This window comes from Oceanitalea stevensii (assembly GCF_014837105.1).
Classification (GTDB): domain Bacteria; phylum Actinomycetota; class Actinomycetes; order Actinomycetales; family Actinomycetaceae; genus Oceanitalea; species Oceanitalea stevensii.
The window spans coordinates 823,751-848,588 of record NZ_JACSPO010000001.1 but is presented as its reverse complement, the minus strand read 5'-3'; the positions used below and the strand labels follow the sequence as shown (position 1 = coordinate 848,588).

19 protein-coding genes are annotated in these 24,838 nt (G+C 74.2%); 12 read left to right on the top strand and 7 right to left on the bottom strand.

Annotated elements, in window-relative coordinates:
* The first annotated feature begins 53 nt into the window (after positions 1-53).
* From H9624_RS03910 to H9624_RS16395, 5 genes are all read left to right on the top strand, one after another.
* Positions 54-3,296: an ATP-dependent DNA helicase gene (locus H9624_RS03910; protein WP_251838996.1), complete on the top strand. Its 3,243-nt coding sequence runs from the start codon at positions 54-56 to the stop codon at positions 3,294-3,296.
* Positions 3,293-6,556, top strand: a complete 3,264-nt coding sequence (locus tag H9624_RS03905; protein WP_251838571.1) for an ATP-dependent helicase — start codon at positions 3,293-3,295, stop codon at positions 6,554-6,556. The genes H9624_RS03910 and H9624_RS03905 overlap by 4 nt, the downstream gene beginning before the upstream one ends.
* A 14-nt stretch (positions 6,557-6,570) precedes the next feature.
* Positions 6,571-6,993 carry an organic hydroperoxide resistance protein gene (locus H9624_RS03900; protein WP_251838570.1) on the top strand — a complete coding sequence of 141 codons (423 nt, stop codon included), beginning with the start codon at positions 6,571-6,573 and terminating at the stop codon, positions 6,991-6,993.
* Positions 6,994-7,061: 68 nt separating this feature from the next.
* The gene (locus H9624_RS03895; RefSeq protein WP_251838569.1) at positions 7,062-8,276 is read left to right on the top strand and encodes a multidrug effflux MFS transporter; all 1,215 of its coding nucleotides are present in this window, start codon (positions 7,062-7,064) and stop codon (positions 8,274-8,276) included.
* Positions 8,273-8,407 carry a hypothetical protein gene (locus tag H9624_RS16395; protein ID WP_286010672.1) on the top strand — a complete coding sequence of 45 codons (135 nt, stop codon included), beginning with the start codon at positions 8,273-8,275 and terminating at the stop codon, positions 8,405-8,407. The genes H9624_RS03895 and H9624_RS16395 overlap by 4 nt, the downstream gene beginning before the upstream one ends.
* A gap of 13 nt (positions 8,408-8,420) precedes the next feature.
* Here the strand turns inward: H9624_RS16395 and H9624_RS03890 are convergent, their stop codons facing one another.
* The gene (locus H9624_RS03890; protein ID WP_307784920.1) at positions 8,421-9,299 is read right to left on the bottom strand and encodes a LysR family transcriptional regulator ArgP; all 879 of its coding nucleotides are present in this window, start codon (positions 9,297-9,299) and stop codon (positions 8,421-8,423) included.
* A 70-nt stretch (positions 9,300-9,369) separates the two neighbouring features.
* On the opposite strand from H9624_RS03890, the gene H9624_RS03885 reads away from it, so the two are divergent.
* The gene (locus H9624_RS03885) at positions 9,370-9,969 is read left to right on the top strand and encodes a LysE/ArgO family amino acid transporter (protein ID WP_251838568.1); all 600 of its coding nucleotides are present in this window, start codon (positions 9,370-9,372) and stop codon (positions 9,967-9,969) included.
* A gap of 49 nt (positions 9,970-10,018) precedes the next feature.
* Positions 10,019-11,140: a peptide chain release factor 2 gene (gene prfB, locus H9624_RS03880; RefSeq protein ID WP_251838567.1), complete on the top strand. Its 1,122-nt coding sequence runs from the start codon at positions 10,019-10,021 to the stop codon at positions 11,138-11,140.
* A 19-nt stretch (positions 11,141-11,159) separates the two neighbouring features.
* Here prfB and H9624_RS03875 read toward each other — a convergent pair whose 3' ends face one another.
* Together H9624_RS03875 and H9624_RS03870 are read right to left on the bottom strand one after the other, a co-directional pair.
* Complete coding sequence (locus tag H9624_RS03875) at positions 11,160-11,852, bottom strand: ABC transporter ATP-binding protein (RefSeq protein ID WP_251838566.1); 693 nt, start codon at positions 11,850-11,852, stop codon at positions 11,160-11,162.
* Complete coding sequence (locus H9624_RS03870) at positions 11,849-12,916, bottom strand: ABC transporter permease (protein WP_251838565.1); 1,068 nt, start codon at positions 12,914-12,916, stop codon at positions 11,849-11,851. The genes H9624_RS03875 and H9624_RS03870 overlap by 4 nt, the downstream gene beginning before the upstream one ends.
* 180 nt (positions 12,917-13,096) lie before the next feature.
* Here H9624_RS03870 and H9624_RS03865 point away from each other — a divergent pair, with 180 nt between their 5' ends.
* The 5 genes from H9624_RS03865 (at position 13,097) to H9624_RS03845 (ending at position 18,129) form a co-directional block, all read left to right on the top strand.
* Entirely contained in the window at positions 13,097-14,290 is a 1,194-nt protein-coding gene (locus H9624_RS03865) for a sensor histidine kinase (protein WP_251838564.1), read from the top strand.
* Complete coding sequence (locus H9624_RS03860; RefSeq protein ID WP_251838563.1) at positions 14,287-14,922, top strand: response regulator; 636 nt, start codon at positions 14,287-14,289, stop codon at positions 14,920-14,922. Before H9624_RS03865 ends, H9624_RS03860 begins: the two co-directional genes overlap by 4 nt.
* Positions 14,923-15,063: 141 nt before the next feature.
* Positions 15,064-15,753 carry a cell division ATP-binding protein FtsE gene (ftsE, locus tag H9624_RS03855; RefSeq protein WP_251838562.1) on the top strand — a complete coding sequence of 230 codons (690 nt, stop codon included), beginning with the start codon at positions 15,064-15,066 and terminating at the stop codon, positions 15,751-15,753.
* Positions 15,754-15,758: 5 nt separating this feature from the next.
* Positions 15,759-16,673 carry a permease-like cell division protein FtsX gene (ftsX, locus tag H9624_RS03850; RefSeq protein ID WP_251838561.1) on the top strand — a complete coding sequence of 305 codons (915 nt, stop codon included), beginning with the start codon at positions 15,759-15,761 and terminating at the stop codon, positions 16,671-16,673.
* Position 16,674: 1 nt separating this feature from the next.
* A complete protein-coding gene (locus H9624_RS03845) occupies positions 16,675-18,129 on the top strand; it encodes a M23 family metallopeptidase (protein ID WP_251838560.1) in 1,455 nt (484 codons plus the stop codon).
* A 65-nt stretch (positions 18,130-18,194) separates the two neighbouring features.
* On the opposite strand, the gene H9624_RS03840 is transcribed toward H9624_RS03845, so the two are convergent.
* The 4 genes from H9624_RS03840 to H9624_RS03825 all read right to left on the bottom strand — a co-directional run bounded on the left by H9624_RS03840 (position 18,195) and on the right by H9624_RS03825 (position 24,741).
* Complete coding sequence (locus H9624_RS03840) at positions 18,195-18,791, bottom strand: GDSL-type esterase/lipase family protein (protein ID WP_251838559.1); 597 nt, start codon at positions 18,789-18,791, stop codon at positions 18,195-18,197.
* Between the two features lie 79 nt (positions 18,792-18,870).
* Positions 18,871-22,719 carry a multifunctional oxoglutarate decarboxylase/oxoglutarate dehydrogenase thiamine pyrophosphate-binding subunit/dihydrolipoyllysine-residue succinyltransferase subunit gene (locus H9624_RS03835; protein ID WP_251838558.1) on the bottom strand — a complete coding sequence of 1,283 codons (3,849 nt, stop codon included), beginning with the start codon at positions 22,717-22,719 and terminating at the stop codon, positions 18,871-18,873.
* A gap of 166 nt (positions 22,720-22,885) precedes the next feature.
* Positions 22,886-24,001 (bottom strand): sensor histidine kinase, encoded by a 1,116-nt coding sequence (locus H9624_RS03830; protein ID WP_251838557.1) that lies wholly within the window; start codon positions 23,999-24,001, stop codon positions 22,886-22,888.
* The gene (locus tag H9624_RS03825) at positions 23,998-24,741 is read right to left on the bottom strand and encodes a response regulator (protein WP_251838556.1); all 744 of its coding nucleotides are present in this window, start codon (positions 24,739-24,741) and stop codon (positions 23,998-24,000) included. Before H9624_RS03825 ends, H9624_RS03830 begins: the two co-directional genes overlap by 4 nt.
* Between the last annotated feature and the right edge of the window lie 97 nt (positions 24,742-24,838).

The window sequence follows — 24,838 nt, the reverse complement described above, 5'->3', positions numbered from 1 at the left end:
ACGGCGTGACCCCCGATGTCGGTGGCCCGTGGTTCCATCGACGCGTGACACAGATGGCGGTCCGGCTCAGCGTCCCGGCGGCGCGCGCCACGGTGGACCTGGACGCCGACCAGGTCCGCGTGGTGACGCGGCCGGCCGGTGCCGGGCACCTCCTCGTCGTCGGCGCCCCCGGCAGCGGGAAGACGACGACGGCGGTGGAGACCTTCCTCGCCCGCGCCGGGTCCTCCGCCGCGCTGGGCAGCCACCCGCTGAGCAGCCCCGCCCTCTTCCTCGCCCCGTCGCGGCGCGCCGCCGACCGCGTCCGCGACGCCGTCGGCACCCGGCTCCTCGGGGAGGGCGGCAGCACCCGCGGCCTGGTCCGCTCGGTCGCCTCCTTCGCCTACGCCGTCGTCCACGCGCGCGCCACGGCGCTGCGCCAGCCGCCACCCACCCTCGTCACCGGCCCGCAGCAGGACGCCGCCCTCGCCGAGCTGCTCGCCGGGCACGCCGACGGCCTGGGCCGCGACCCGCGCTGGCCCGCCGGGATCGGGCCGGAGACCCGCGCCCAGCCCGCCTTCCGCAACCAGCTGCGCGACCTCCTCACCCGCGCCGTCGAGCTGGGCCTGAGCCCCGACGAGCTCGCGGAGCTCGGGCGCCGCGCCGGCCGGCCGGAGTGGGAGTCGGCCGCCGTCGTCCTCGGGGAGTACACGGACGTCACGGTGCTCGGGGAGACCCCCGCGGACCGCGGCGCCCGCTACGACGTCGCCGCCGTCGTCGACGTCGCCACCCACGCCCTGCGCACCTGGCGCGAGGACCTGCCCGACCTCGCCCCGCCGCGCTGGGGCACCGTCGTCGTGGACGACTACCAGGACGCCACGCTCGCCACGGCGCGCCTGCTCCACGCCCTGGCCGACGACGGCGCCGAGCTCGTCCTGCTCGGTGACCCGGACGCCGGTGTCCAGGGCTTCCGTGGCGGGACGCCGGCGCTCGTGGGCCGGGCCGTCACGCGCGAGGCGATCGGTGGCTTCGACGCCGAGCGGGAGGTCCTCGGCACGGTGTGGCGCGGCACGCCCGCGCTGCGGGAGGTCACGCGGCGGGTGACGAGCGAGATCTCCGTCGTCGGCGGCGCGCGCCACCGCAGCGCCCCGCACGCCGAGGTCCGCGAGCCCGAGCCGCGCCCGGACGAGCCGCCCCGCGGCGTCGAGACGGCCGTCCTGCGCAGCCCCAGCCAGCAGGCGGCGCACGTCGCCCGGCGGCTGCGTGAGGAGCACCTGCACCACGGCACGCCGTGGTCGCAGATGGTCGTCGTCGTGCGCTCCACGGGCCAGGTCGCCGGGCTGCGCCGCCAGCTGCGCGAGGCCGGGGTCCCGGTCGCGCAGGAGGGCGCGCGGCAGGCGCTGCGCGAGGAGCCCGCCGTGCGTCCCCTCCTCACCGCGCTGCGCGCGGTCACCGGCACGCTGGACGCCGAGGCCGCGGTCGCGCTCCTGTGCTCCCCGCTCGGGGGGATGGACTCGGTGTCGCTGCGCGGCCTGCGGCGCGCGCTGCGCGGCGCGGTCGCGGCCGAGCTGCCCGAGGGCAGCGCCCCGGTCGCGGTGCGGGCCGCCACCGACGAGCTCCTCCTCGAGGTGCTCGCCGAGCCGGTGCGCGCCGCCACCCTGCCCGGGCCGCACCGCGCCGGCCCGGTCCGCGTGAGCCGGGTGCTGGCGGCCGGGCGCGCGGCCCACGAGCGCGGCGGCGGTGCCACCGAGGTGCTGTGGGCGCTGTGGGACGCCGCCGGGCTCGCCGAGCCGTGGCGCCGGCGCGCCCTCGCCGGGGGCGCCACCGGGGAGCGTGCCGACGCCGACCTCGACGCCCTCATGGCGCTCTTCCGCGCCGCCGAGCAGTTCGACGAGCGGCACGCCGGGGCGGGGCCCGCCGGCTTCGTCGCCGAGGTGCTCGCCCAGGACATCGCCGCCGACACCCTCGCCGCCCAGGGCCAGCGCCGCGAGACGGTCTCGATCTTCACCCCGGCCGGCACCGGGGGCGGGCAGTGGGAGGTCGTCGTCCTCGCCGGGCTCCAGGAGGACGTGTGGCCCGACCTCCGCCTGCGCGACACGCTGCTCGGGGCGGGTGAGCTCGCCGACATCGCCTCCGGCCGGCGTGAGCCGGGCACGCCCGTGGCGCGCAGCCAGGCGCGCCGGGACGTCCTCGACGACGAGCTGCGCATGCTCGCCGTCGCCGTCTCGCGGGCCACCCGCCGGCTCGTCGCCACCGCCGTCCTCGACCTCGACGACCGCCCCTCCTCCTTCCTCGAGCTCCTCGGCGCCGACTCCGCGGAGGAGGCCGCCGGCCCCGTGCCGCCCGCCCTCGACCTGCGCGGGCTCGTCGCCGAGCTGCGCGCCGCCCTCGACTCCGAGCTCCTCGCCCGGGCGCGCGGCGCCGGCCGGCCCGACCGGTACGAGGCGGCGGCCGCGCTCCTCGCCCACCTCGCCGCGCAGGAGGTGCCCGGCGCGGACCCCGAGGAGTGGCACGGCCTGGCGACGGCGAGCAGCACCGCGCCGCTCCACGGCCCCGACCAGCAGGTGCCCGTCACCCCCTCCACCGTCGAGACCGCCGACCGCTGCCCGCTGCGCTGGGCCCTGCAGGCCGCGGGCGGCCGGCGGGAGGACTCCCTGGACCAGTCGCTGGGCAACCTCGTCCACGACATCGCCGCCGAGCACCCCCACGGGACCCTCGAGGAGCTGCGTGCGGCGCTCGAGGCCCGCTGGTCCTCCCTCGGCCTGGGTGAGGGCTGGGTGGGGCGGCGCTCGCGGGCGGAGGCCGCGCTCATGGTCGAGCGCCTGGCGCACTACGTGGCCGGGGTCCCGGGGGAGGTCGACGTCGAGACCGCCTTCACCGCGGACGTCGGGCGGGCCCGGCTGGTCGGGCGCATCGACCGCGTCGAGCGCCTCGGCCCGGACGGCGACGGCGACGGCGAGGTCGTCCGTGTCGTCGACCTCAAGACCTCCAAGAACCCGGTGAGCGAGGAGGAGGCCCGCACCAACGCGCAGCTGGCCACCTACCAGGTCGCCGTCGAGGCCGGGGGGCTCCCCGGTGCCGGCGAGTCGGCCGGGGCGCGGCTCGTCTACCTCGGCACGGGCAAGGCCGGTGCCACCGAGCGGCGCCAGGTCCCGCCACGGGACGCGGAGGACCCCGCCTGGGCGCACACGCTCGTCGCCCGGGTCGCCGACACCATGGCCGGGGCGTCCTTCGAGGCACGCGTCAACCCCGGCTGCAGCCACTGCCCGGTGCGGCGCAGCTGCCCGGTCCAGAGCGAGGGACGACAGGTGACCCAGTGACCGAGATCCTCACCCCCGTCCGGCACAGCCCCGCGGACATCGCCCGCGCGCTCGGCCAGCACGTGCCCACCGAGGAGCAGCAGGCCGTCATCGAGGCGCCGCTCGCGCCGCAGCTCGTCGTCGCCGGCGCCGGGTCGGGCAAGACCGAGACGATGTCCGCGCGCGTCGTCTACCTCGTCGCGAACGGGCAGGTGCGCGCCGACGAGGTCCTCGGCCTCACCTTCACCCGCAAGGCCGCCGCCGAGCTCTCCGACCGCGTCCGGCTGCGCCTGCGCCAGCTGCGGCGCGCGGGTCTGCTCGCCGTCGACGACGCCCGCATGGACGTCGACCGCCCCACCATCGCCACCTACAACTCCTTCGCCGCGGACATCGCCAAGGAGCACGCGCTCCGCATCGGCATGGACCCCGACGCCCGGCTCGTCACCGAGGCCGGCGCCTGGCAGCTCGCCGACGGCGTCGTCCAGGGCTGGCACGAGGCCCTCGACGTCGACGCCACGCCCGGCTCCGTCACCGAGGCGGTGCTCTCCCTGTCCGGGGCGCTCGCCGAGCACCTCCTGTCCACCGACGACGCCCGCGAGCAGCTCGAGCAGCTCGCCGGCTCGCTCACCGACGCGACGCCGTCCGGCCGGACGAAGGAGCCCTACGCCGACACCCGCAAGACCGTCGCCTCCCTGCGCGAGCGGCTGGCGGTCCTCGACCTCGTCGACGCCTACGCCCGGGCCAAGCGGGAGCACGGCGTCATGGACTTCGCCGACCAGGTGGCCATGGCGGCACGGATCGCCGAGACCGTGCCCGCCGTCGGGCAGGCGCTGCGCGAGCAGTACCCCCTCGTCCTGCTCGACGAGTACCAGGACACCTCGGTGGCCCAGCTGCGGCTGCTGTCCTCGGTCTTCGGCGGCGGTCACGCAGTCACCGCCGTCGGTGACCCGAACCAGGCGATCTACGGCTGGCGAGGGGCCGCCGCCGCGGCGCTCGCCGACTTCCCGGCGCAGTTCCCCAGCCTGGGCCGCGCGGGACAGGAGCACACCCCCACCCGCTACCTGCGGACCTCGTGGCGCAACGACGCCCGCATCCTCGCGGTCGCCAACCGGGTGTCCGGGCCGCTGCGGCTGCCGGAGGACTCCGGCCCGGCCCCCGTGGAGGTGCCCGAGCTCGTCGCCCGCCCGGGAGCGGGGGAGGGGCGGGTGCTCGCCGGCTACGCCGAGTCGGTGGAGGACGAGGTCGCCGGCATCGCCGACTTCTTCGTCGAGCGCTGGGCCCCGGAGCAGACGGCCGCCGTGCTGTGCCGCACCCGCTCCCAGTTCACCGGCGTCGTCGAGGCGCTGCGCGCCCGCGGCGTCCCGGTCGAGGTCCTCGGCCTCGGCGGGCTGCTCGCCGCGCCGGAGGTTGTCGACGTCCGCGCCGCCCTCGAGGCCGCCCACGACGCCTCGCGCGGCGACTCCGCCATGCGGCTGCTCACCGGCGCCGGGCTCGGCGCCGCCGACCTCCACGTCCTCGGCGCCTGGGCACGCTCCCTCGCAGCGGCCACCGGCGCCAAGGGGGAGGCGAGCGTCGTCGAGGCCGTCGACGAGCCCCCCGCCCCGGGGTGGCGGGCGCCGTCGGGCGCCGCGATGACCACCGACGGGCTGCGGCGCGTTCGTCGCCTGGGCGACCTCCTGCGCCAGGTCCGCTCGCTCAGCTACCTCTCCCTGCCCGAGGTCGTCGCGCACACGATCACGCTCATGGGCCTGGACATCGAGGTCGCCGCGCGCGCCGGCCGCGTGCCCGCGCACGCCCGGGGCAACCTCGACGCCTTCGTCGACGTCGCCGCCTCCTTCGCCGCGGACACCGGGGGAGGGGGCCTGGGCACCTTCCTCGGCTGGCTCGACGCCGCAGAGGAGCGCGAGCGCGGCCTCGAGCCGGTCGACGCGGACCCCGAGCCCGGAGCCGTCCAGGTGCTCACCGTCCACGCCGCCAAGGGCCTGGAGTGGGACGTCGTCGCCGTGCCGGGCATGGTGGAGTCCCAGTTCCCCAGCTACAAGGGGCGCCCGTCGGCCGACGGCGCGGTCAGCTCCGCCGGCTGGCTCACCGACCGCACCGCGCTGCCCTACCCGCTGCGCGGCGACGCCGAGAGCCTGCCCGCCCTCGACATCCCCCCGGCGCCCACCCACGCCGACGTCCGCGACGCCCTCGTCCAGCTCCGGCGCGACGGTGGCCGGCACGCCGTGGGCGAGGAGCGGCGCCTCGCGTACGTCGCCGTCACCCGGGCCCGGCACACCCTGCTGCTCACCGGCTCGTGGTTCCGCACCGGCAAGACGCCGCTGCCGCCCTCCCGCTTCCTCACCGAGCCGCGGGACGCCGGGCTCGTCGAGGAGGCACCGCTCGGCTGGGCCGCGGAGCCGGCCGAGGACGCCGTCAACCCGAGCCTCGAGCGCGTGGTGGCCGCGACGTGGCCCCTCGACCCGCTCGGCGAGCGGCGCGAGCGCCTCGAGGCCGCCGCCGTCGCCGTCCGCACCGCCACCGGGCTCCCCGCGGAGCGCTCGGCCGACGTCGCCCGCTGGGCGCGCGACGCCGAGCTGCTCCTCCGCGAGCGCGAGGAGTCCCGCGCCGCCGGGCTGGAGGTCTCCCTCGGCACGCACCTGTCCGCCTCCGGGGTCGTCGGGCTCGCCCAGGACCCGCACGCCTTCGCCCTGGAGCGCCGCCGGCCCATGCCGAGCGCACCGAGCGAGCACGCCAGCGTCGGCAACCTCTTCCACGCCTGGGTCGAGGAGTACTACGGCGCGCCCAGCCTGCTCGACGTCGAGGGGGCCGACGCCCTCCTCGGCGCCGAGGAGCCCGGGGAGCCGCGGGCGGGCGCCGCCCCGGACCTCGAGGCGCTCAAGCGCACCTTCACCACCTCGGCGTGGGCCACCCGCCGCCCCGTCGCGGTGGAGGTCGACCTCGAGACGGCGGTGGCCGGCACGGTGGTCCGCTGCCGGATCGACGCCGTCTTCGACGACGAGCAGGGTCTGCAGGTCGTGGACTGGAAGACCGGTGCGCCGCCCCGGGACGCCCACACCCTCGCGGCCCGCGAGCTCCAGCTCGCCCTCTACCGCCTCGCCTGGTCGCGGCGGACCGGCCGGCCGCTGGAGGAGATCGGCGCGGCGTTCTACTACGTCGGGGCCGACCGCACCCTGGAGGCCGGGCGGCTGACGGAGGAGGAGATCGAGCGCCGGCTCGGCTCGGCGCTCGCCGAGCTGACGGGCGACCGGTCCACCGGAGTGCGCGCCGGCCGCCGCTGACCGATGGTGGGGCGATGGAAGCCATCTACACCGCTGAAGCACTGTCCACCGGCGCGGGCCGCGACGGCCACGTGAGCACCCCCGACGGCCGGCTCGACCTCGACATGGCCGTCCCCACGGAGATGGGCGGCTCCGGGAACGGCGCCAACCCCGAGCTCCTCTTCGCCGCGGGCTTCGCCGCCTGCTTCCACTCCGCGCTGCAGGGCGTCGCCCGCCAGGCCGGGGTCGACGTCCAGGGCTCGACCGTGGGCGGGCGCGTCGACATCGGCAAGCGCGAGGACGGCGGCTTCGGCCTCGCCGTCACCCTCGAGGTCGTGCTCCCGGACGTGCCGCACGAGCAGGCCCAGCAGCTCGCCGACAAGGCCCACGAGGTCTGCCCCTACTCCCACGCCACCCGGGGCAACATCGACGTCACCGTGACCGTCTCGGACGACTGAGTCAGGAGTCACACCGCCGGGGCCGACCCGGACAGGGGCGAGCCCCGGCGGTGGTGCACCATTGACCGGTGACCAACCTCGCCCCGCGGTCCCCGCGGCCCAGTGCGAAGTTCATCCTCCTCGTCGGCGTCATGGCCGCGCTGCCCGCGGTCACCACCGACATGTACCTCCCGTCGCTGCCCGTGGTGGCGACCGAGCTCGACACGACGCCCGCCCTCGTCCAGGGCACCATCACCGGCGTCCTCATCGGCGGTGCGGTGGGCCAGCTCATCGCCGGCCCGCTGTCCGACCGCTTCGGCCGGCGCCGCCCCGCCATGGTCGGCGTCCTGCTCCACGTCATCGCCTCGGTGCTGTGCATCTTCGCGGCCGGGATCGTCCCGCTGCTCGTCCTGCGCGTCATCCAGGGCATCGGCAACGCGGCCGCGACGACGACGGCGATGGCGGTCATCCGCGACCGCTACAGCGGGGCGACCGCCTCGGCGATCCTCTCCCGGCTCATGCTCGTCATCGGCATCGCGCCCCTCCTCGCCCCGACGGCCGGCAGCCTCGTCGCCGACATCGCCGGCTGGCGTGCCGTCTTCGGGGTGCTCGCCGCGCTGGGCGTGGCTCTCATGCTCTTCATGTGGCGCTTCCTGCCCGAGTCGCTGCCCCCGGAGCGACGTCGCAGCGAGGGGGTCGGCGGGGCGCTGCGCGGCTACCGGGTGCTGCTGCGCGACCGGCAGTTCGTCGCGCTCGCGATCCTCCCGGGCCTGGGTCTGGGCGCGCTCATGAGCTACGTCGCCGGCTCGCCCTTCGTCTTCCAGGAGCAGTACGGACTGGGGGAGACCCAGTTCGCGCTCCTCTTCGCCCTCAACGGCATCGGCCTCGTCCTGGGCGCGCAGGTCAACGCCGCGATCGTCCAGCGCTTCGACCCGCTCCACATCATGCGGGTGGCGGTGCCGATCGCGCTCGTGCTCGCCGTCGTCCTCTACGTCATCGCCTTCCGCGACATCGCGGGGCTCGTGGGGATCGTCGTCCCGCTCTGGCTGCTCCTCGCCGTCAACTCCGTGGTGCCGCCCAACGCGAGCGCCCTCGCGCTCAGCCGCCACGGCGAGCGGGCAGGCTCCGCGGCCGCGCTCATCGGTGCCGCCCAGGCCGGTCTCGCCGGCGTCGTGAGCCCGCTCGTCGGCGTCCTCGGCGAGGACGCCGTCGCGATGGCTACGGTGATCATCGGGGTCATGGTGCTGGCCTTCATCGTGCTGGCCATCGGGACCCCCGCCTACCGACGGAAGGAACGGCGATGAGCGACCTGCCCCCGGAGCTCCGTGACGACGGCGACCGGCACCGGCCCGTCCAGCCCCTGTGGTGGCGGGTGACGACGGCCGTCATCGCCGTCGTCCTCATCGCGATGGTCGTCATCGCCTACACCTTCTGAGCGGCGGACCTGCTCAGGGGTGGAGGGTCGCGGCCGCCGAGCGGACCGCGGCGGTGACCCTGTCGATCCGCTCCGAGCGCAGGCGCCAGCGCTGCCAGTACAGCGGGACGTCGACCCGGTCGCGCCCGGGGAGGCGGACCAGGCGTCCGCGCTCGACGTCGTCCCCCAGCTGCTCCTCCGGCACGACACCCCAGCCGAGCCCGGCACGGACGGCCGCGAGGAAGCCCTCCGAGGACGGGACGACGTGCGTCGGGGGTGATGCCGCGACGCCACGGGCCGCGAGCACCCGCTGCTGGAGGTCGTCCTTGGCGTTGAACCGCACGACGGGCATGCCCGCCCACTCGACGGCGCGACCGCGTGTCCACCGCGCGGCCAGCTCCGGCGCGGCCACGGGAACGTAGCGCATCGTGCCGAGGGGCTCGACCGCACAGCCCTGCACCGCGACGGGCTCCGAGGTCACCGCACCGAGGACGGCCCCGGTGCGGAGCAGGGTGGCGGAGTGGCCCTGGTCCTCGACGTGGAGCCGCAGGCTGACGTCGGGCCACGAGGCGCACTCGGCGAGGACCCGCACGAACCAGGTGGCGAGGGAGTCGGCGTTGACCGCCACGGGGAGGGGCGCCGTCCCCGCTCCACCGGTGGCGGACAGCTCGGCACGCAGCTCGCGTTCCAGGAGCTGCTGCTGCCGGGCAGTGCGGAGGACGGCGGCGCCGGCCTCCGTGACGCGGCTCGGCGTCGTGCGCAGGAGGAGAACCTGCCCGACCTGGCTCTCGAGCGCGCGGATGCGCTGGCTGACCGCGGACGGCGTGACGGACAGGTGGTGGGCGGCGGCATCGAAGCTGCCCTCGTCGACGATGGCGACGAGCGCCGCGAGCTGCTCCGGGCGCAGGTGCATGAAGCAATGCTAATGCGGCAGCAGAAACTGTTGTTTGGCTTCAGGACCGACCGCTCCTAGCCTCGTCCTCGTGACGCCCCTCCTCGCCGGACTCCTCACGGGTCTGTCCCTCATCGTCGCCATCGGCGCGCAGAACGCCTTCGTCCTGCGCCAGGGCCTGACCCGCAGCCACGTCGGCCTCGTCGTCGCCATCTGCGCGCTGTCCGACGCGCTGCTCATCACCGTCGGGGTCAGCGGCGTGGGCTCGGTCGTCGCCGGCACCCCGGTGCTCCTCACGGTGCTGCGGTGGGCCGGCGCGGCCTACCTCGCCGCCTACGGGCTGCGCTCGCTGCGCGACGCCCGCCGCCCGCAGGCGCTCGAGGCGCGCGAGGCCGGCCCGGCCACCCGCCGCCAGGTGGCCCTCACCGCCCTCGCGCTCACCTACCTCAACCCGCACGTGTACCTCGACACCGTCCTCCTGCTCGGCTCGATCGGGAACCAGCACGGCGAGGTGGGGCGGTGGTGGTTCGCGGCCGGGGCCGTCGTCGGCAGCGTCACCTGGTTCACCGCCCTCGGCGTGGGCGCCCGCGCGGCGGCCCCCGCGCTGCGCCGCCCGGGCACCTGGCGGGTGCTCGACGCCGTCATCGGCGTCGTGATGATCGCCCTCGCCGTGGGGCTCGTCGTCGGCTGAGCGGGAGCGGTGCCTCCTGGGCGCGCGCCATCGCGTAGCCTGGGTGACCGTGGCCATCGACTTCCCGAACGAGATCCAGCAGCTGCGCTCCACCTACCGCGCGATCAGCGCGGTGACGGACCCGGTCGCCCTGCGCGCGCAGATCGCCGAGCTCTCCGAGAAGGCCGGTGCCCCCGACCTGTGGGACGACCAGGACGCCGCGCAGGCGGTGACGAGCCAGCTCTCCCACGCCCAGGCCGAGCTCAACCGGGTCGAGCGGATGGGCCAGCGCATCGAGGACCTCGAGGCGCTCGTCGAGCTCGGCCAGGAGGAGGACGGCGCGGACGCCGACGCCTTCCTCCAGGACGCCGAGGCCGAGCTTGCCGCGGTCCGTAAGGACCTCGAGGACCTCGAGGTCCGCACGCTCCTGTCCGGGGAGTACGACCAGCGTGAGGCCGTCGTGACGATCCGTGCGGGCGCCGGCGGCGTCGACGCCGCAGACTTCGCTGAGATGCTCATGCGCATGTACCTGCGCTGGGCCGAGCGGCACGGCTACCCGGCCAAGGTGCTCGACACGTCCTACGCCGAGGAGGCGGGACTCAAGAGCGTGACCTTCGAGATCAAGGCGCCCTACGCCTTCGGCCACCTCTCCGTCGAGGCCGGCACCCACCGCCTCGTGCGGATCTCCCCCTTCGACAACCAGGGCCGGCGCCAGACGTCCTTCGCCGCCGTCGAGGTCATCCCGCTCATCGAGCAGACCGACCACGTCGAGATCCCCGAGTCGGAGATCAAGGTCGACGTGTTCCGCTCCTCCGGCCCGGGTGGCCAGTCGGTCAACACGACCGACTCCGCGGTGCGCATGACCCACATCCCCACCGGGATCGTCGTGTCGATGCAGAACGAGAAGTCCCAGATCCAGAACCGGGCGGCCGCGCTGCGCGTCCTGCAGTCCCGCCTGCTCCTCGTGCGCCAGCAGGAGGAGAGCGCCGCGAAGAAGGCGCTCGCCGGCGACGTCAAGGCCAGCTGGGGCGACCAGATGCGCTCCTACGTCCTGCAGCCCTACCAGATGGTCAAGGACCTGCGCACCGAGCATGAGCAGGGCAACCCCTCGGCCGTGTTCGACGGCGAGATCGACGACTTCATCGAGGCCGGCATCCGCTGGCGCAAGCAGCACGAGGGCGACGCCGCCTGAGCTCACCGCGCTCGCGAGCTCAGCCCGTCGTGGCCAGCTCGCTGCGTGCGGTGACCGCGCCGTCGTGGATCTCCACGACGGCGTCCACGCCGCCCAGCTGGGACCGGTCGTGGGTGACGAGCACCGTCGCGGTCCGCCGTTCCCGCGTGAGCGCGGTGAGGAGGCCGAGCACGGCCGCACCGCGCTCGTGGTCCAGGGCGCTCGTCGGCTCGTCGACCAGCAGCACCGCAGGCTCGTTCATCAGCGCCCGGGCGATGTTCACCCGCTGCCGCTGCCCCCCGGACAGCTGGTGCGGTCGGTGGTCGGCGCGGTCGGCCAGCCCGACGGCGTCGAGCAGCTCCAGCCCGCGGGCACGTGCCGAGGCGGCGGGCGTCCCGGCGAGGTGGGCGACCACCTGCAGCTGCTCGACCGCCGTCAGCGACGGCAGCAGGTTCGGCTGCTGGAAGATCGTGCCGATGCTGGTCCGGCGCAGGTCGGTCAGCTCCTCGCGGCTCAGGCGTGTGGTGTCGTTGCCGGCGACGACGACGCGCCCGGAGTCGGGGATGATGAGCGTGGCGGCGACAGCCAGCAGGCTCGACTTGCCGGAGCCCGAGGGGCCGACGAGCGCGGTCACGGTGCCGGCCGGGACGCTCACGGTGACGTCGTCGAGGGCGGTCAGCCGCGACGAGCCGTCGGGGTAGGTGAGGGTGATGTGGGACAGGTCGAGGGTCATCGGGCGCTCCCAAGTGCGGTCAGGGGGTCGACGGAGGTGATCCGGCGCACGGCGAGGCCGGCGCCCAGGACACCGAGGGCGATGAGGACGAGGGCGGGCAGCAGCGTCGTCGTCGCGCTGAGGACGAAGGGCACGGCGCCGCCGATCGCCAGGCCGATCCCGGCGACGATCGCCGTGCCCAGGCCGGTGCCCAGGGCGAGCAGGACCGCGGCCTGACCGAGAGCGTCGCCCAGCAGGTAGCGCGTCGAGGCGCCGAGCGCCTTGAGCACCGCCACGTCCCCGGAGCGCTGGATGGTCCACACCGTGAAGAACGCCCCGATCACCAGCGCGGAGATGGCGAACAGGAAGCCCCGCATGAGCTGCAGCGAGCCGTTCTCCGAGGTGTAGGAGCCGATCGCGCTGAGTGCGTCCTCGCGGCTGACGGTCTCGGTGCCGAGCTCGGCGTCGGCCGTGGCGAGGCCGGCTGTGCCGGTGGTCGTCAGCGCGACCACGGTGGCCACCGGCGTGCCGCCGTGGCCGGGCTGCTGGACGTCGTCGAGTGCCGCCCACACGACGGGGGTGTGGCTGAAGGAGTCGTCCCCGGCCACGGCGGCGACGGTGAGGTCGGTGCCCGCGAGCGTGATCGTGTCACCCGCTGCGGCGTCCAGGTCCTCGGCCGCGGCGGTAGACAGGACGACAGTGCCGGCCGTGACCTCGGCCGGGGCAAGGCCGGAGCCCGGCAGCACGCCGAAGCTCGAGACGCTGGCGGTGGCTTTCCCGGCCTGCGCCCGGGTGGTCGTGATGGCGAGCGGCTCGGCCCGACTGACGCCGGGTTGCGCGGCCCATGCCCGCCAGGTGGGCTCCTCGACACTGGAGGCGGTGAAGGCGACGCCCTCGCCGTCGGCCGGGGCGGCGAAGGCCAGGTGGTCGGCGGGCAGGGCGGTGATCGCCGAGGTGCTCTGCCGTGCCAGCCCGGCCGTCAGACCGGAGACCAGCCCGACGAGCACGGTGATGAGCACGACAACGGCCCCCATGAGCATGAACCTCCCCTTGGCGAATCGCAGGTCTCTCCAGGCCAGGAACACGATCGGTCCTCCTCACGTCTTGGTGCCCGGGTGGTTCCCCGGCGCTGGTCCCAGCCTCCGGGCGAGGTCCCCTGTCGGGCATCGGGCGCTCGGCCGCGTTCCGGTGGCCGACCGACCGATGCGCCGTTACACCTTTCGGCCGATGCCGCCGGACGGAGCCGCGCCTACGCTGGGTGTCCTGTGAACCCCGACGCGCTGACCCCCGTGCTGCGGGTGCTGCGCCGGTGCCTGCACCTGCTGGTGCTCGCCATGCTCGGGCTCACGGTGCTGCGTGCGGTCACCAGGCAGTCGGACGTGCCGAGTGTCGGCGCCGTGGTCACGTCGGCGAGCGTCATGGCCGCCGTCTACGGCGTCGGCTCGCTGGTGCCACGGGTGCGTCGCTCGCCGCGGGTGGCCGCGCTGTGGCTCGCTGCCGTCGCGGTGTGCTGGCTGGTCCTCCTGACGATCTCCGCCGACGCGGTGTGGCTCGCCTTCCCGCTCTTCTTCCTCCAGCTGCATCTGTTGCCCCTGCGACCCGGGCTGTTGGCCGTCGCGGCGACGACTGTCGCGGCCGTTGCCGGCTTCGGCTGGCACCAGCACACGCTCACCGCGCCGATGGTCGTGGGCCCGGTTCTAGGTGCTGCGGTGGCCGTGGCGACCGTGCTCGGCTACCAGGCGCTGTACCGCGAGAGCGACGCTCGCCGGCGGCTCATCCTCGAGCTCACCGAGACCCGGGCCGAGCTGGCCGCTGCCGAGCGCGCCGCCGGCATGCTCACCGAGCGCGAGCGCCTCGCCCGGGAGATCCACGACACACTCGCTCAGGGCTTGTCGAGCATCCAGCTGCTGCTGCGCGCCGCGGAGCGGGCGCTGCCGGACAGGCCGGCGGTCGCGGCCGGCCACGTCGTCCGCGCCCGGGAGGCAGCCATGGACAACCTTGCCGAGGCCCGACGATTCGTGCGTGACGAGACGCCGCCAGGACTCGACGCAGGCGCGCTGCCGGCCGCGCTGGAGCGACTGGCCGCCGCCACGACCGAGGCGGGTGTGCCCACCGCCATCGCCGCCGCGGCACTGGACCAGCTGCCGACGAGCCACGAGGTGGCGCTGCTGCGGGTCGCGCAGTCGGCACTGGCGAACGTCGTCCAGCACGCCGCCGCGACACGCGCACGCCTCAGGCTCGACGTCGTCGGCCACGAGGTCCGCCTCGAGGTCGCCGACGACGGCGTGGGCTTCGACGCGCAGGATGACCACCGAGCCGCGGACGGTGGCTTCGGCCTGATGACGATGCGCGCCCGGGCGGAGGCGCTCCACGGCACACTGACGGTCGAGTCGGAGCCCGGGCGGGGAACCGTGGTCGCCGTCCGGCTGCCGCTCACCCGCGAGGAGGTGGCTCCGTGAGCACGTCGCGCATCCGGCTGCTGCTCGCCGATGACCACCCTGTGGTGCGCGCGGGTCTGCGGGCCGTGCTCGAGACCGAACCGGACCTTGTCGTCGTCGCGGAGGCCGCCACGGCGCAGGAGGCCGTCAAGCTGTGCGGGACGACGTCCGTCGACGTCGTCCTCATGGACCTCCAGTTCGGCGGGGGCATGCACGGCTCGGAGGCGACTGCCGCCATCACCGCACGTGCCGGGGGTCCGCGAGTTCTCGTCCTCACCACCTACGAGACGGACGTCGACATCCTCGCCGCGGTGGAGGCGGGCGCGACCGGGTACCTCCTCAAGGACGCCCCGCCGGAGGAGCTGACCGCCGCGGTCCGGGCCGCTGCCGGCGGCAGGTCCGCACTGGCCCCGGCTATCGCCACCCGTCTGATGAACCGGGTGCGCAGCCGGGCTGAGTCGCTCAGTCCGCGGGAGGTCGAGATCCTCCAGCTGGTCGCGCGCGGCTTGAGCAACCAGCAGGTCGGCTCCGAGCTCTACCTCAGCCCGGCGACCGTGAAGTCACACCTGGCGCACATCTACACCAAGCTGGGCGTCGGCTCCCGGACCGCCGCCGTCGCGGCCGCCACCGACCGGGGGTACATCCGCCGGTAGCGCCTGCCGGTGGACCGGCGGTGCACGGCGGGGCCGCGGCAGCGCCGTCGGCGTGTCGGCGGCGGAGCGGGGGAGACGCGTGCCTACTCTCGACAAGGCCAGAGTTCCGCCTTCCCCCACTTCCGAGACTGGCCACAGAGCATGATTCGATTCGAGAACGTCTCCAAGGTGTACGCCAGGGGCGCGCGACCCGCGCTGGACCAGGTGACCCTGGAGATCGAGCGTGGCGAGTTCGTCTTCCTCGTCGGCCAGTCCGGCTCCGGGAAGTCGACCTTCCTGCGGCTCGTCCTGCGCGAGGAGCGCGCCACCTCGGGGCAGGTCTTCGCCCTGGGCCGGGACCTGTCCACGGTCTCCCAGTGGCGCGTGCCCCAGCTGCGCCGCCAGATCGGCATGGTCTTCCAGGACTTCCGGCTGCTGCCGAACAAGACGGTGTTCGACAACGTCGCCATCGCCCTGCAGGTCATCGGCAAGCCGCGCCACCACGTGCTCACCACGGTCCCCGAGGTCCTCGAGACCGTGGGCCTGGAGGGCAAGGAGAAGCGCATGCCGCACGAGCTGTCCGGTGGTGAGCAGCAGCGCGTGGCCATCGCCCGCGCCTTCGTCAACCGGCCCGCGATCCTCCTGGCCGACGAGCCCACCGGCAACCTCGACCCGACGACGTCGATCGGGATCATGCGGCTGCTCGACCGGATCAACCGGATCGGCACGACGGTGGTCATGGCCACCCACGACGACGAGATCGTCGACCAGATGCGCAAGCGCGTCATCGAGCTCGAGGACGGCCGGACGGTGCGCGACCAGTCCCGCGGCGTCTACGGTGCGGCGAGGTAGCGGCCATGAGACTTCGCTTCGTCCTCTCCCAGCTCGCCTCCGGGCTGCGGCGCAACGTGTCGATGACGATCTCCGTCGTCCTCGTCACCTTCATCTCCCTCGTCTTCGTCGGCGCCGCCGCGCTGCTGCAGATGCAGATCGGCAACATGAAGGACGACTGGTACGACCGCGTCGAGGTCTCCGTCTTCATGTGCCCGCAGGACTCCGCGGTGCCCACCTGCGCCACCGGTGAGGTGAGCGACGACCAGCTCGCGGACATCGAGGGGCTCCTCGCCTCCGAGGCGCTCGCCCCCTACGTGGACGAGGTCTTCTTCGAGACCAAGGAGGAGGCCTACGCGGCCTTCCAGGAGCAGATGCCCGACACGGTGTGGACGCAGTCCCTCACCCCCGAGCAGATGCAGGTGTCCTTCCGGATCAAGCTCGTCGACCCCGAGCAGTACCAGGTGGTCGCCGACGAGCTCACCGGCCGGCCCGGTGTCGAGGACGTCGTCGACCAGCGCGCGCTCCTCGAGCCGCTCTTCCTCATCCTCGACCGCGCCACGCTCCTCGCCGTCGCCCTCGCCGGCGTCATGATCGTCACCGCGGTCCTCCTCATCACGACGACGATCCGGCTGTCGGCGATGAGCCGACGGCGTGAGACGTCGATCATGCGGCTCGTGGGCGCCTCCAACCTCTTCATCCAGCTGCCCTTCATGCTCGAGGGCGCGCTCGCCGCGCTCGCCGGTGCGGCGCTCGCCGTCGGCGGGCTCTGGCTCGCCGCGCGCTACCTCGTCGAGGGGTGGCTGGCGACGGAGTTCCAGTGGGTGCAGTTCGTCGACACCGGCGACGTCCTGCTCATCGCGCCGCTCCTCGTCGCCGCCGCCATCCTGCTCGCCGGCATCAGCTCGCTGGTGTCCCTGAGCCGCTACACGAGGGTCTGACATGACGAGCTCCCGTAGTCCCCGCCGCCTCCGCGCGCTGCTGTCCGCGACGCTCGCCGTCGTGCTCCTCGCCGGCGGGACCTCCGCCGTCGCCGACTACGACGACGAGATCCGCGAGTACGACCGCCAGCTGCGCCAGCAGCGGGAGGAGCGCGAGGAGCTCGCCCGTGAGCGGGAGGCGCTGGAGTCCAGGCTCGAGGGCACCAACGCCGACCTCGCCACGGCCTACCTCGCCCTCGAGGACGCCAACGCGCGCCTCCCCCTGGCCGAGGCCGCCCTGGCCGAGGCGCAGGACGCGCTCGCGGCCGCCGAGCGCGAGGAGCAGGCGGTGGCCGACCGCCTCACCCTCGCGGAGAGCGAGCTCGGGGACCTCGGCGAGCAGCTCGCCGAGGGGGACGCGCAGATCGAGTCGACCCGCTCGTCCATCGGTGAGCTCGCCCGCAGCACCTACCGCGGCGGGGCCTCCCTCAGCGGGCTGTCGGTGGTCCTCAACGCGGAGTCGAGCGAGGAGTTCATCCGCCAGACGGCCATCGTCGACACCGCGGTGCGCACCCAGACGAAGGTCATCACCGACCTCGAGACCATCACCGCCGTCAACCGCAACCGCGAGCTGCGCCAGCAGGCCGTGCGCGACCGCATCGACCAGCTCCACGCGCAGGCCGAGGAGGCCGTGGCCGCCGCCGACGAGGCGCGGGCCGCCGCCGACGCGCACCGCCAGGAGATCGTCCAGATCCAGGAGCAGCAGACGGCGCTGGCGGCCGAGCTCGAGGCGCTGCAGGGCCGGCTCAACGAGGACCTCGCCCAGAAGGAGGCCGACGACGACCGCCTCGCGGGCATCATCGCCGGCATCGAGGCGGACCGTGCGGGCACTGTCGCCGAGCGCGAGGCCGAGCGGCGCGAGCAGGAGCGCCGTGAGCGCGAGCGACGCGCGGCCGCCGCGCAGAGCAGCGGTGGGTCCAGCGGCGGCTCGAGCGGTGGCGGCTCGTCCTCCGGCGGCGGTGGCTCCACCAACGGTGGGGGCAGCAGCTCCGGCTCGATGATCCCGCCGGTGCCCAACCCGCTGTACGTCACCTCGCCCTACGGCATGCGCATGCACCCGCTCGCCGGCTACGAGTGGTTCCACGCCGGCGTCGACATCCGCTCCGCGTGCGGCAACGCGCAGGTCGCGGCGGCGAGCGGCACGGTCAAGGCGACCATCCCCGCGCCGGGCAACGCCTCGCACGGCAACCAGGTCATCATCGACCACGGGACGATGAACGGCAGCGGCTACGTCACGGTGACCAACCACCTCAGCCGCTTCAACGTGCGCGCCGGGCAGTGGGTCGACAAGGGCGACGTCGTCGGCTACACCGGCATGACCGGCAACGTCACCGGCTGCCACGTCCACTTCGAGGTGTGGAAGAACGGCTCGACGATCGACCCGATGAACCTCCCAGGCTGGGTCCGCAGCTACTAGAACCCACATACGCCGAGAGCCGGATTCCTCCGCGGAGGAATCCGGCTCTCGGCGCAAGGGCGGGGTCAGCTCGGGTGGGGGAGGCCCAGCCAGTCGTGCCAGCCGTTGTGGAGCACGAGCCACGCGAGGAGCCCGTAGCCGGCCTGGCCCGGGTGCACGCCGTCGCCCGCGGCGACGTCGGCCAGCCACTGGTCGTGGGTGCGCAGCGGCGCGAAGGTCTCGACGTAGCGGACCTGACGGCGGGTGGAGACGTCCGCGTAGGCGTCCGAGAGGGCGCCCAGCGCGTCGCCGTCCACCCCGGGACGGGGCGGGGGCCCGACGACGAAGACCTCGACCTGCTGCGAGCGGGCGCTGTCGAGGACGTTGGCGAGGTTGAGGCGGCTGCGGGCCAGGGACAGGCCCGCGGTGAGGTCGGCGGAGCCGAGGGCGACGACGAGCCGGTTGTCGCTCCCGGGGGCGAAACGCCGCTGGCACTCGCTCTCCCAGCGCCCCGAGAGGGCGGTGGACGTCTCGTCCGGCACCGCCAGCGAGGTGACGAACAGCGGGTCCTCGCTGTCCGTGCGGGCGACGACGCGCCCCACCCAGCCGAGCCCGCGGGCGTCGCCCATCCCCGCGGACAGCTCGTCGCCGACGACGCAGATCCGCACGTCCCTCTCGCTCACCCTGGCTCCCTTCTCGTCAGTGCCCTGAACCTACCGCGGGCCGGCCCCGAGGGGGCCGGCCCGCGTCGTGCCGCTCCGGTCAGCCGAAGGCCGACTCCAGGAGGGTGGCCTGCTGCTCCTTGTGGACCCGGCCCGCGCCCGTGGCCGGCGAGGCGGCCGCCGGACGGGAGACGAGGCGCAGCTCGCGCCCGCCGAGGGCCTCACCGGACAGGTGGTCGGACAGGAAGGTCCACGCGCCCTGGTTGGCCGGCTCGTCCTGCACCCACACGACCTCGGCGCCCGGGTAGCGGTCGAGCTCGGCGCGCACGGCGTCCTGGTCGAGCGGGTACAGCTGCTCGAGCCGGATGATCGCCGTGGACGTCGCGCCCGTCTTCTCCCGGTGCGCGGCGAGGTCGTAGTAGACCCGCCCGGAGCACAGGAGCACGCGGCTCACGTCGCCCTGGGTGCCGTCCTGGTCGCCGATCACGGTCCGGAAGGTCCCGCTGGTGAAGTCCTCCAGCGGGGAGGCCGCCGCGCGCAGGCGCAGCAGCTGCTTCGGGGTGAAGGCGATGAGGGGCACCCGCGGGCGGTTGTAGGCCTGGCGGCGGAGCATGTGGAAGTGGTTCGCCGGCGTGCTCGGCTGGGCCACGATCATGTTCTCCTCCGCGCACAGCTGGAGGAAGCGCTCGATGCGGCCGGAGGAGTGGTCCGGGCCCTGGCCCTCGTAGCCGTGGGGCAGGAGCAGGACGAGCGAGGACCGCTGGCCCCACTTCTGCTCGGAGGAGGAGATGAACTCGTCGACGACGATCTGCGCGCCGTTGACGAAGTCACCGAACTGGGCCTCCCACAGGACGAGCGCGTCGGGCCGCTCCACCGAGTAGCCGTACTCGAAGGCCATCGCGGCGTACTCCGACAGCGAGGAGTCGTACACCCAGAACTTCGCCTGGTCCCCGGTGAGGTACATGAGCGGGGTCCACTCGGCGCCGCTCGCGGAGTCGTGGAAGACCGCGTGACGCTGGACGAAGGTGCCGCGGCGGGAGTCCTGCCCGGCGAGGCGCACCGGCGTGCCCTCCATGAGGAGGGAGCCGAAGGCGAGGATCTCCCCGAAGCCCCAGTCGATGTCGCCCTCGCGGGACATGACCTCGCGCCGCTCGAGGAGCTTGGCGAGCTTGGGGTGGACCGAGAAGCCCTCCGGCGGGCGCACGTGCGCCGTGCCGATACGGCCGAGCACGGGCTCGGGCACGGCGGTCTGCCAGCCGACCATCGTGCCGGCGTCGACCTGCTGCGACTCGGGCAGCTCGAGCCCGGCGACCTGCTCGTCCTCGCGGACGGGCGGGCGCCAGCCCACCTCGCGGGTCTCGGTGAAGGCCTTCTCGAGCTCGGACTGGTACTCGTGCAGCGCCTGCTCCGCCTGCTCCGGGGTGATGTCCCCGCGGCCGACGAGCGCCTCGGTGAAGAGCTTGCGGGTGCTGCGCTTGTTCTCGATGAGGGAGTACATGACCGGCTGGGTCATCGAGGGGTCGTCGCCCTCGTTGTGCCCGCGGCGGCGGTAGCACACGAGGTCGATGATGACGTCCTTGTGGAACTCCTGCCGGTAGGCGTAGGCCAGCTCCGCGACCCGGGCCACGGCCTCGGGGTCGTCCCCGTTGACGTGGAAGATCGGGATCTGCAGACCCTTGGCGACGTCGGTGGGGTAGTGGGTGGAGCGGGAGCTCGCCGGCCCGGTGGTGAAGCCGATCTGGTTGTTCACCAGGATGTGCACGGTGCCGCCGGTGCGGTAGCCGCGCAGCTGGGACAGCTGGAGCGTCTCGGTCACCACACCCTGGCCGGCGAAGGCCGCGTCGCCGTGGATGAGGATCGGCAGCACGGAGAAGCCCTGCTGGCCGAGGTCGATGCGGTCCTGCTTGGCGCGCGTGACGCCCTCGAGGACACCGTTGACGGCCTCGAGGTGGGAGGGGTTGGCTGCGAGGTACACCCGCGTCTGCTCCCCGGTGTGCGCGGTGAACTGGCCGACCGTGCCGAGGTGGTACTTGACGTCCCCGGAGCCCTGGATGGTGCGCGGGTCCTGGTTGCCCTCGAACTCGGAGAAGACCTGGGCGTAGGACTTGCCGGCGATGTTGGCGAGGACGTTGAGGCGGCCGCGGTGGGCCATGCCGATCGCGACCTCGTCGAGGCCGTCGCGCGCCGCACCGGTGAGGATGGTGTCGAGCATCGGGATGAGCGACTCACCGCCCTCGAGGCTGAAGCGCTTCTGCCCGACGTACTTCGTCTGGAGGAAGGTCTCGAAGGCCTCGGCCTGCCCGAGCTTGCGCAGGATCTGCAGCTGCTCCTCGGGGGAGGGCTTCTGGTAGGGCGTCTCCAGCCGGGCCTGCATCCAGCGCCGCTCGACCGGGTCCTGCAGGTGCATGTACTCGATGCCGATGGTGCGGCAGTACGTGTCGCGCAGGATGCCGAGGATGTCGCGGAAGGGCAGCCGGCTGGTGCCGGCGAAGCCGCCCGTGGGGAAGGTGCGGTCCAGGTCCCACAGCGACAGCCCGTGGTTGGTGATGTCGAGGTCGGGGTGACGGCGCTGACGGTAGGTCAGCGGGTCGGTGTCGGCCATGAGGTGGCCGCGCGAGCGGTAGGAGTGGATGACCTCGGCGATCCGGGCGGGCTTGCCCATCTCGGTCTCCGGGTCGACGTGGACGTCGCGCTGCCAGCGGACCGGCTCGTAGGGCACGCGCAGCGAGGCGAAGACGCGGTCGTAGAACCCGTCCTGGCCGAGCAGCTTCTCCTCCAGGATGCGGAGGAACTCCCCGGACGCCGCGCCCTGGATGATGCGGTGGTCGTAGGTGGAGGTGAGCGTGAGGATCTTGGAGACGCCGGCGCGGGCGAGGGTCTCCTCGGAGGCGCCCTTGTACTCGGCCGGGTAGTCCAGCGCCCCGACGCCGACGATCGTGCCCTGCCCGACCATGAGCCGCGGCATCGAGTGGACGGTGCCGATCGTGCCGGGGTTGGTGAGCGTGATCGTCGTGCCGGCGAAGTCCTCGACGGTGAGCTTGTTGTTCCGCGCCTTGCGGACGAGCTCCTCGTAGGCGATCCGGAACTGGCCGAAGTCCATCTTGTCGGCGGCCTTGACCGACGGGACGAGGAGCTGGCGCGTGCCGTCCGGCTTGGGCAGGTCGATGGCGAGGCCGAAGTTGACGCTCGCCGGCTGGTTCATCGCCGGCTTGCCGTCGACCTCCGCGTAGGAGGCGTTCATCTCCGGCAGCTTGCCCAGGGCCTCGACGACGGCGTAGCCGATGAGGTGGGTGAAGGAGATCTTGCCGCCCCGCCCGCGGGCGAGGTGGTTGTTGATGACGATGCGGTTGTCGACGAGGAGCTTGGCCGGGACGGCGCGCACGCTCGTCGCGGTCGGCACCTCGAGGCTCGCCTCCATGTTCTTGACGACGCGCGCGGCGGGGCCGCGCAGCTTGACCGTGCCGTCGGTGGGGGCCTCGACGCGCTGGCGGGAGGCGGGGGTGGAGGTGTAGCCGGCGACGGCGGGCTGGGCGGACGCCTCGGGGGCGGGCTCCTGGGCCACGGTCTCGGCGACCTTGCGGGCCTGCGGGGCCGGCGCCGGGTTGCCGGCCGTCGTGTCCGAGCCGGGCACGGACGTGGGCCGGGCCTCGTCGGCGCTGCTCGTCGAGCGGGCCTCCGGTGCCGGGCTCGGGTCGGCGGCGGGCGCGTCCTCACGGTCGCTCGTGCCGGCGGAGGGCGGCTGCTGCGGTGCGGACGGCTGGGTCGAGGGCTGCTGAGCGGCCGGGCTCTCGGCGGCGCCGTTGCCGGGCTCGTAGTCCTTGAAGAAGTCCCACCACGCCGGGTCGACGAGCTCGGGGTCCTTCTTGTACTGCTCGAACAGCTCCTCGATGAGCCATTCATTCGTGCCGAACGCAGCGGCAGCGGGGTCAGGGTGCTCCTGAGTGGACACTTCGGGGATCGCCCTCTTCCGAGACGTGTGTGGATGGAGGAGAAAGTGCCCTTCAAGCGTAGGCGATGCGGACGCGCCGGACGGAGCCGAGAGCGGCGATCGACCCATATCAGTCGTCCTGCCCGCGCGCCTCGGACCTCAGTCCCAACCGGCGGTCAAGGCAGTGTCAGGCGGGGCCCTGCAACGTCCCCGCGGACCGTGGCAGCCGGGGGCCGCGGGTGGGCAGCCGGAGCCGGACGGTGGCGCCCTCACCGGCCTGGGAGTCGGCGACCTCGATCGTGCCGCCGTGGATCGCCACCGCCCACCGGGAGATCGCCAGCCCCAGCCCCGTGCCCCCCGTGCTCGCCCGCCCGGTGAGCGAGGGGCTGTTGCCCCGCTGGAAGCGCTCGAAGACCCGCTCCCGGTCGGCGGGCGGGATGCCGGCGCCGGAGTCGACGACGTCGATGACCACCTCCCCGCGCAGCGCCGCCGAGGACGCCCGCACCGACACGAGCGTGCCCGACGGCGTGTGCCGGACGGCGTTGTCGAGCAGGTTGGCGAGCACCTGGGAGATCCGCACGGGGTCCACCCGCAGCCGCAGCTCGGGCGGCTCCACCGTCACCTCCCAGCGCACGTCCCGGCCTCCGGCACTGGCGGCGGCCGCCGCCTCCGCGACGGCCTCGTCCACGAGCGTCCGGACGGCGACGTCCTCGAGCTCCAGCCCCACGACGCCCGCCTCCACCCGCGAGAGGTCGAGGAGGTAGCCCACGAGCCGGCCCAGCCGCTGCGTCTGGCGCAGCGCCCCCTCCAGCGCCTCGGGGGAGGCGGGCACGACGCCGTCGGCGAGGTTCTCCAGCTGGGCCTGCAGCGCGGCCACAGGGGTGCGCAGCTCGTGGGAGACGTTGGCGACGATCTCCCGGTGGGCGGTGTCGACGGACGCGAGGTCCTCGGCCATCTGGTTGAAGGCCCGGGCGAGCTCGCCGACCTCGTCGCTGCTCGTCGCCGTCACCCGGCGCGAGTAGTCACCACGCGCCATCGCGCGCGCCGCGGCGGTCATCTCCCGCAGCGGGGAGGTCATGCCGTGGGCCAGCACCTGGGTGACGACGAGCGCCGAGACGATGGCGAGGGGGAAGGTGCGGGTGGGGCCCAGCTCGTGGCGCAGCCCCAGCCAGGTGAGGAAGGCGGCGGCGGTGACGGTGACGGCCACGAGCACGCCGAGCTTGATCTTGAGGGAGCCGAAGCGGTCGAGGGGGCGCGACATCCGCAGGCCCCCGCGGGCGTGCCGCGCGCCCGGGCCGCTCACCGTGCCTCCGCGGCGTCCTCGGTCGGTTCCAGCGCGTAGCCGACGCCGTGGACAGTGCGCACGAGGTCGGCACCGAGCTTGCGACGCAGCGCCTTGACGTGGGAGTCGACCGTGCGGGTGCCGGACGCGTCGGCCCAGTCCCACACCTCCGCGAGGAGCTTCTCCCGGGAGAACACCGTGCGGGGGCTCGCGGCGAGGCACACGAGGAGGTCGAACTCGGTGGGCGTGAGGTGGGCCTCGGTGCCGCCGCGGCGCACCCGGCGCTGGTTGCGGTCGATCTCGAGGTCACCGAGGACGAGCGGGGCCTCGCCGGGCTCGCCGCTGTCCTCCACGGCCGTGCGACGGGCCCGCTCGGCGCGGCGCAGCAGCGCCTTGAGGCGGGCGAGCAGCTCGCGCATGGAGAAGGGCTTGGTCATGTAGTCGTCGGCGCCGACGCCGAGGCCCACGAGGATGTCGGTCTCGTCGTCGCGGGCGGTGAGCATGAGGACCGGCACCTCGCGCTCGGCCTGGATCCGGCGGCACACCTCGAGGCCGTCGAGCCCGGGCAGCATGACGTCGAGGACGACGGCGTCGGGCAGGAAGGTCCGCGCCGCGGCCACCCCGCCGGGGCCGTCGCCGGCGATCTCGACGCGCCAGCCCTCGGCGGCCAGCCGGTGGGCGATCTGCGCCGCGATGTCCGGCTCGTCCTCGACGACGAGCACCCGGGTGGCATCGGTGGTGGGGGGACCGGTGTGGGCCATGAGTGCACTCTGGCACACCGGTGCCCCGCAGTACCCCCGTGCGCACCTCCTGCCGGTATCGTGTCCGCACTATGGCGCAGCAACAGACGAGCCCGCT

Bases quoted from the DNA above. Each gene is read 5' to 3' on its own strand.
- ftsX (WP_251838561.1), top strand. From the start codon at position 15,759: ATGAGACTTCGCTTCGTCCTCTCCCAGCTCGCCTCCGGGCTGCGGCGC.
- H9624_RS03845 (WP_251838560.1), top strand. From the start codon at position 16,675: ATGACGAGCTCCCGTAGTCCCCGCCGCCTCCGCGCGCTGCTGTCCGCG.
- H9624_RS03875 (WP_251838566.1), bottom strand. From the start codon at position 11,852: ATGACCCTCGACCTGTCCCACATCACCCTCACCTACCCCGACGGCTCG.
- ftsE (WP_251838562.1), top strand. From the start codon at position 15,064: ATGATTCGATTCGAGAACGTCTCCAAGGTGTACGCCAGGGGCGCGCGA.
- H9624_RS03825 (WP_251838556.1), bottom strand. From the start codon at position 24,741: ATGGCCCACACCGGTCCCCCCACCACCGATGCCACCCGGGTGCTCGTC.
- H9624_RS03890 (WP_307784920.1), bottom strand. From the start codon at position 9,299: ATGCACCTGCGCCCGGAGCAGCTCGCGGCGCTCGTCGCCATCGTCGAC.
- H9624_RS03910 (WP_251838996.1), top strand. From the start codon at position 54: ATGGCGGTCCGGCTCAGCGTCCCGGCGGCGCGCGCCACGGTGGACCTG.
- H9624_RS03900 (WP_251838570.1), top strand. From the start codon at position 6,571: ATGGAAGCCATCTACACCGCTGAAGCACTGTCCACCGGCGCGGGCCGC.
- H9624_RS16395 (WP_286010672.1), top strand. From the start codon at position 8,273: ATGAGCGACCTGCCCCCGGAGCTCCGTGACGACGGCGACCGGCACCGG.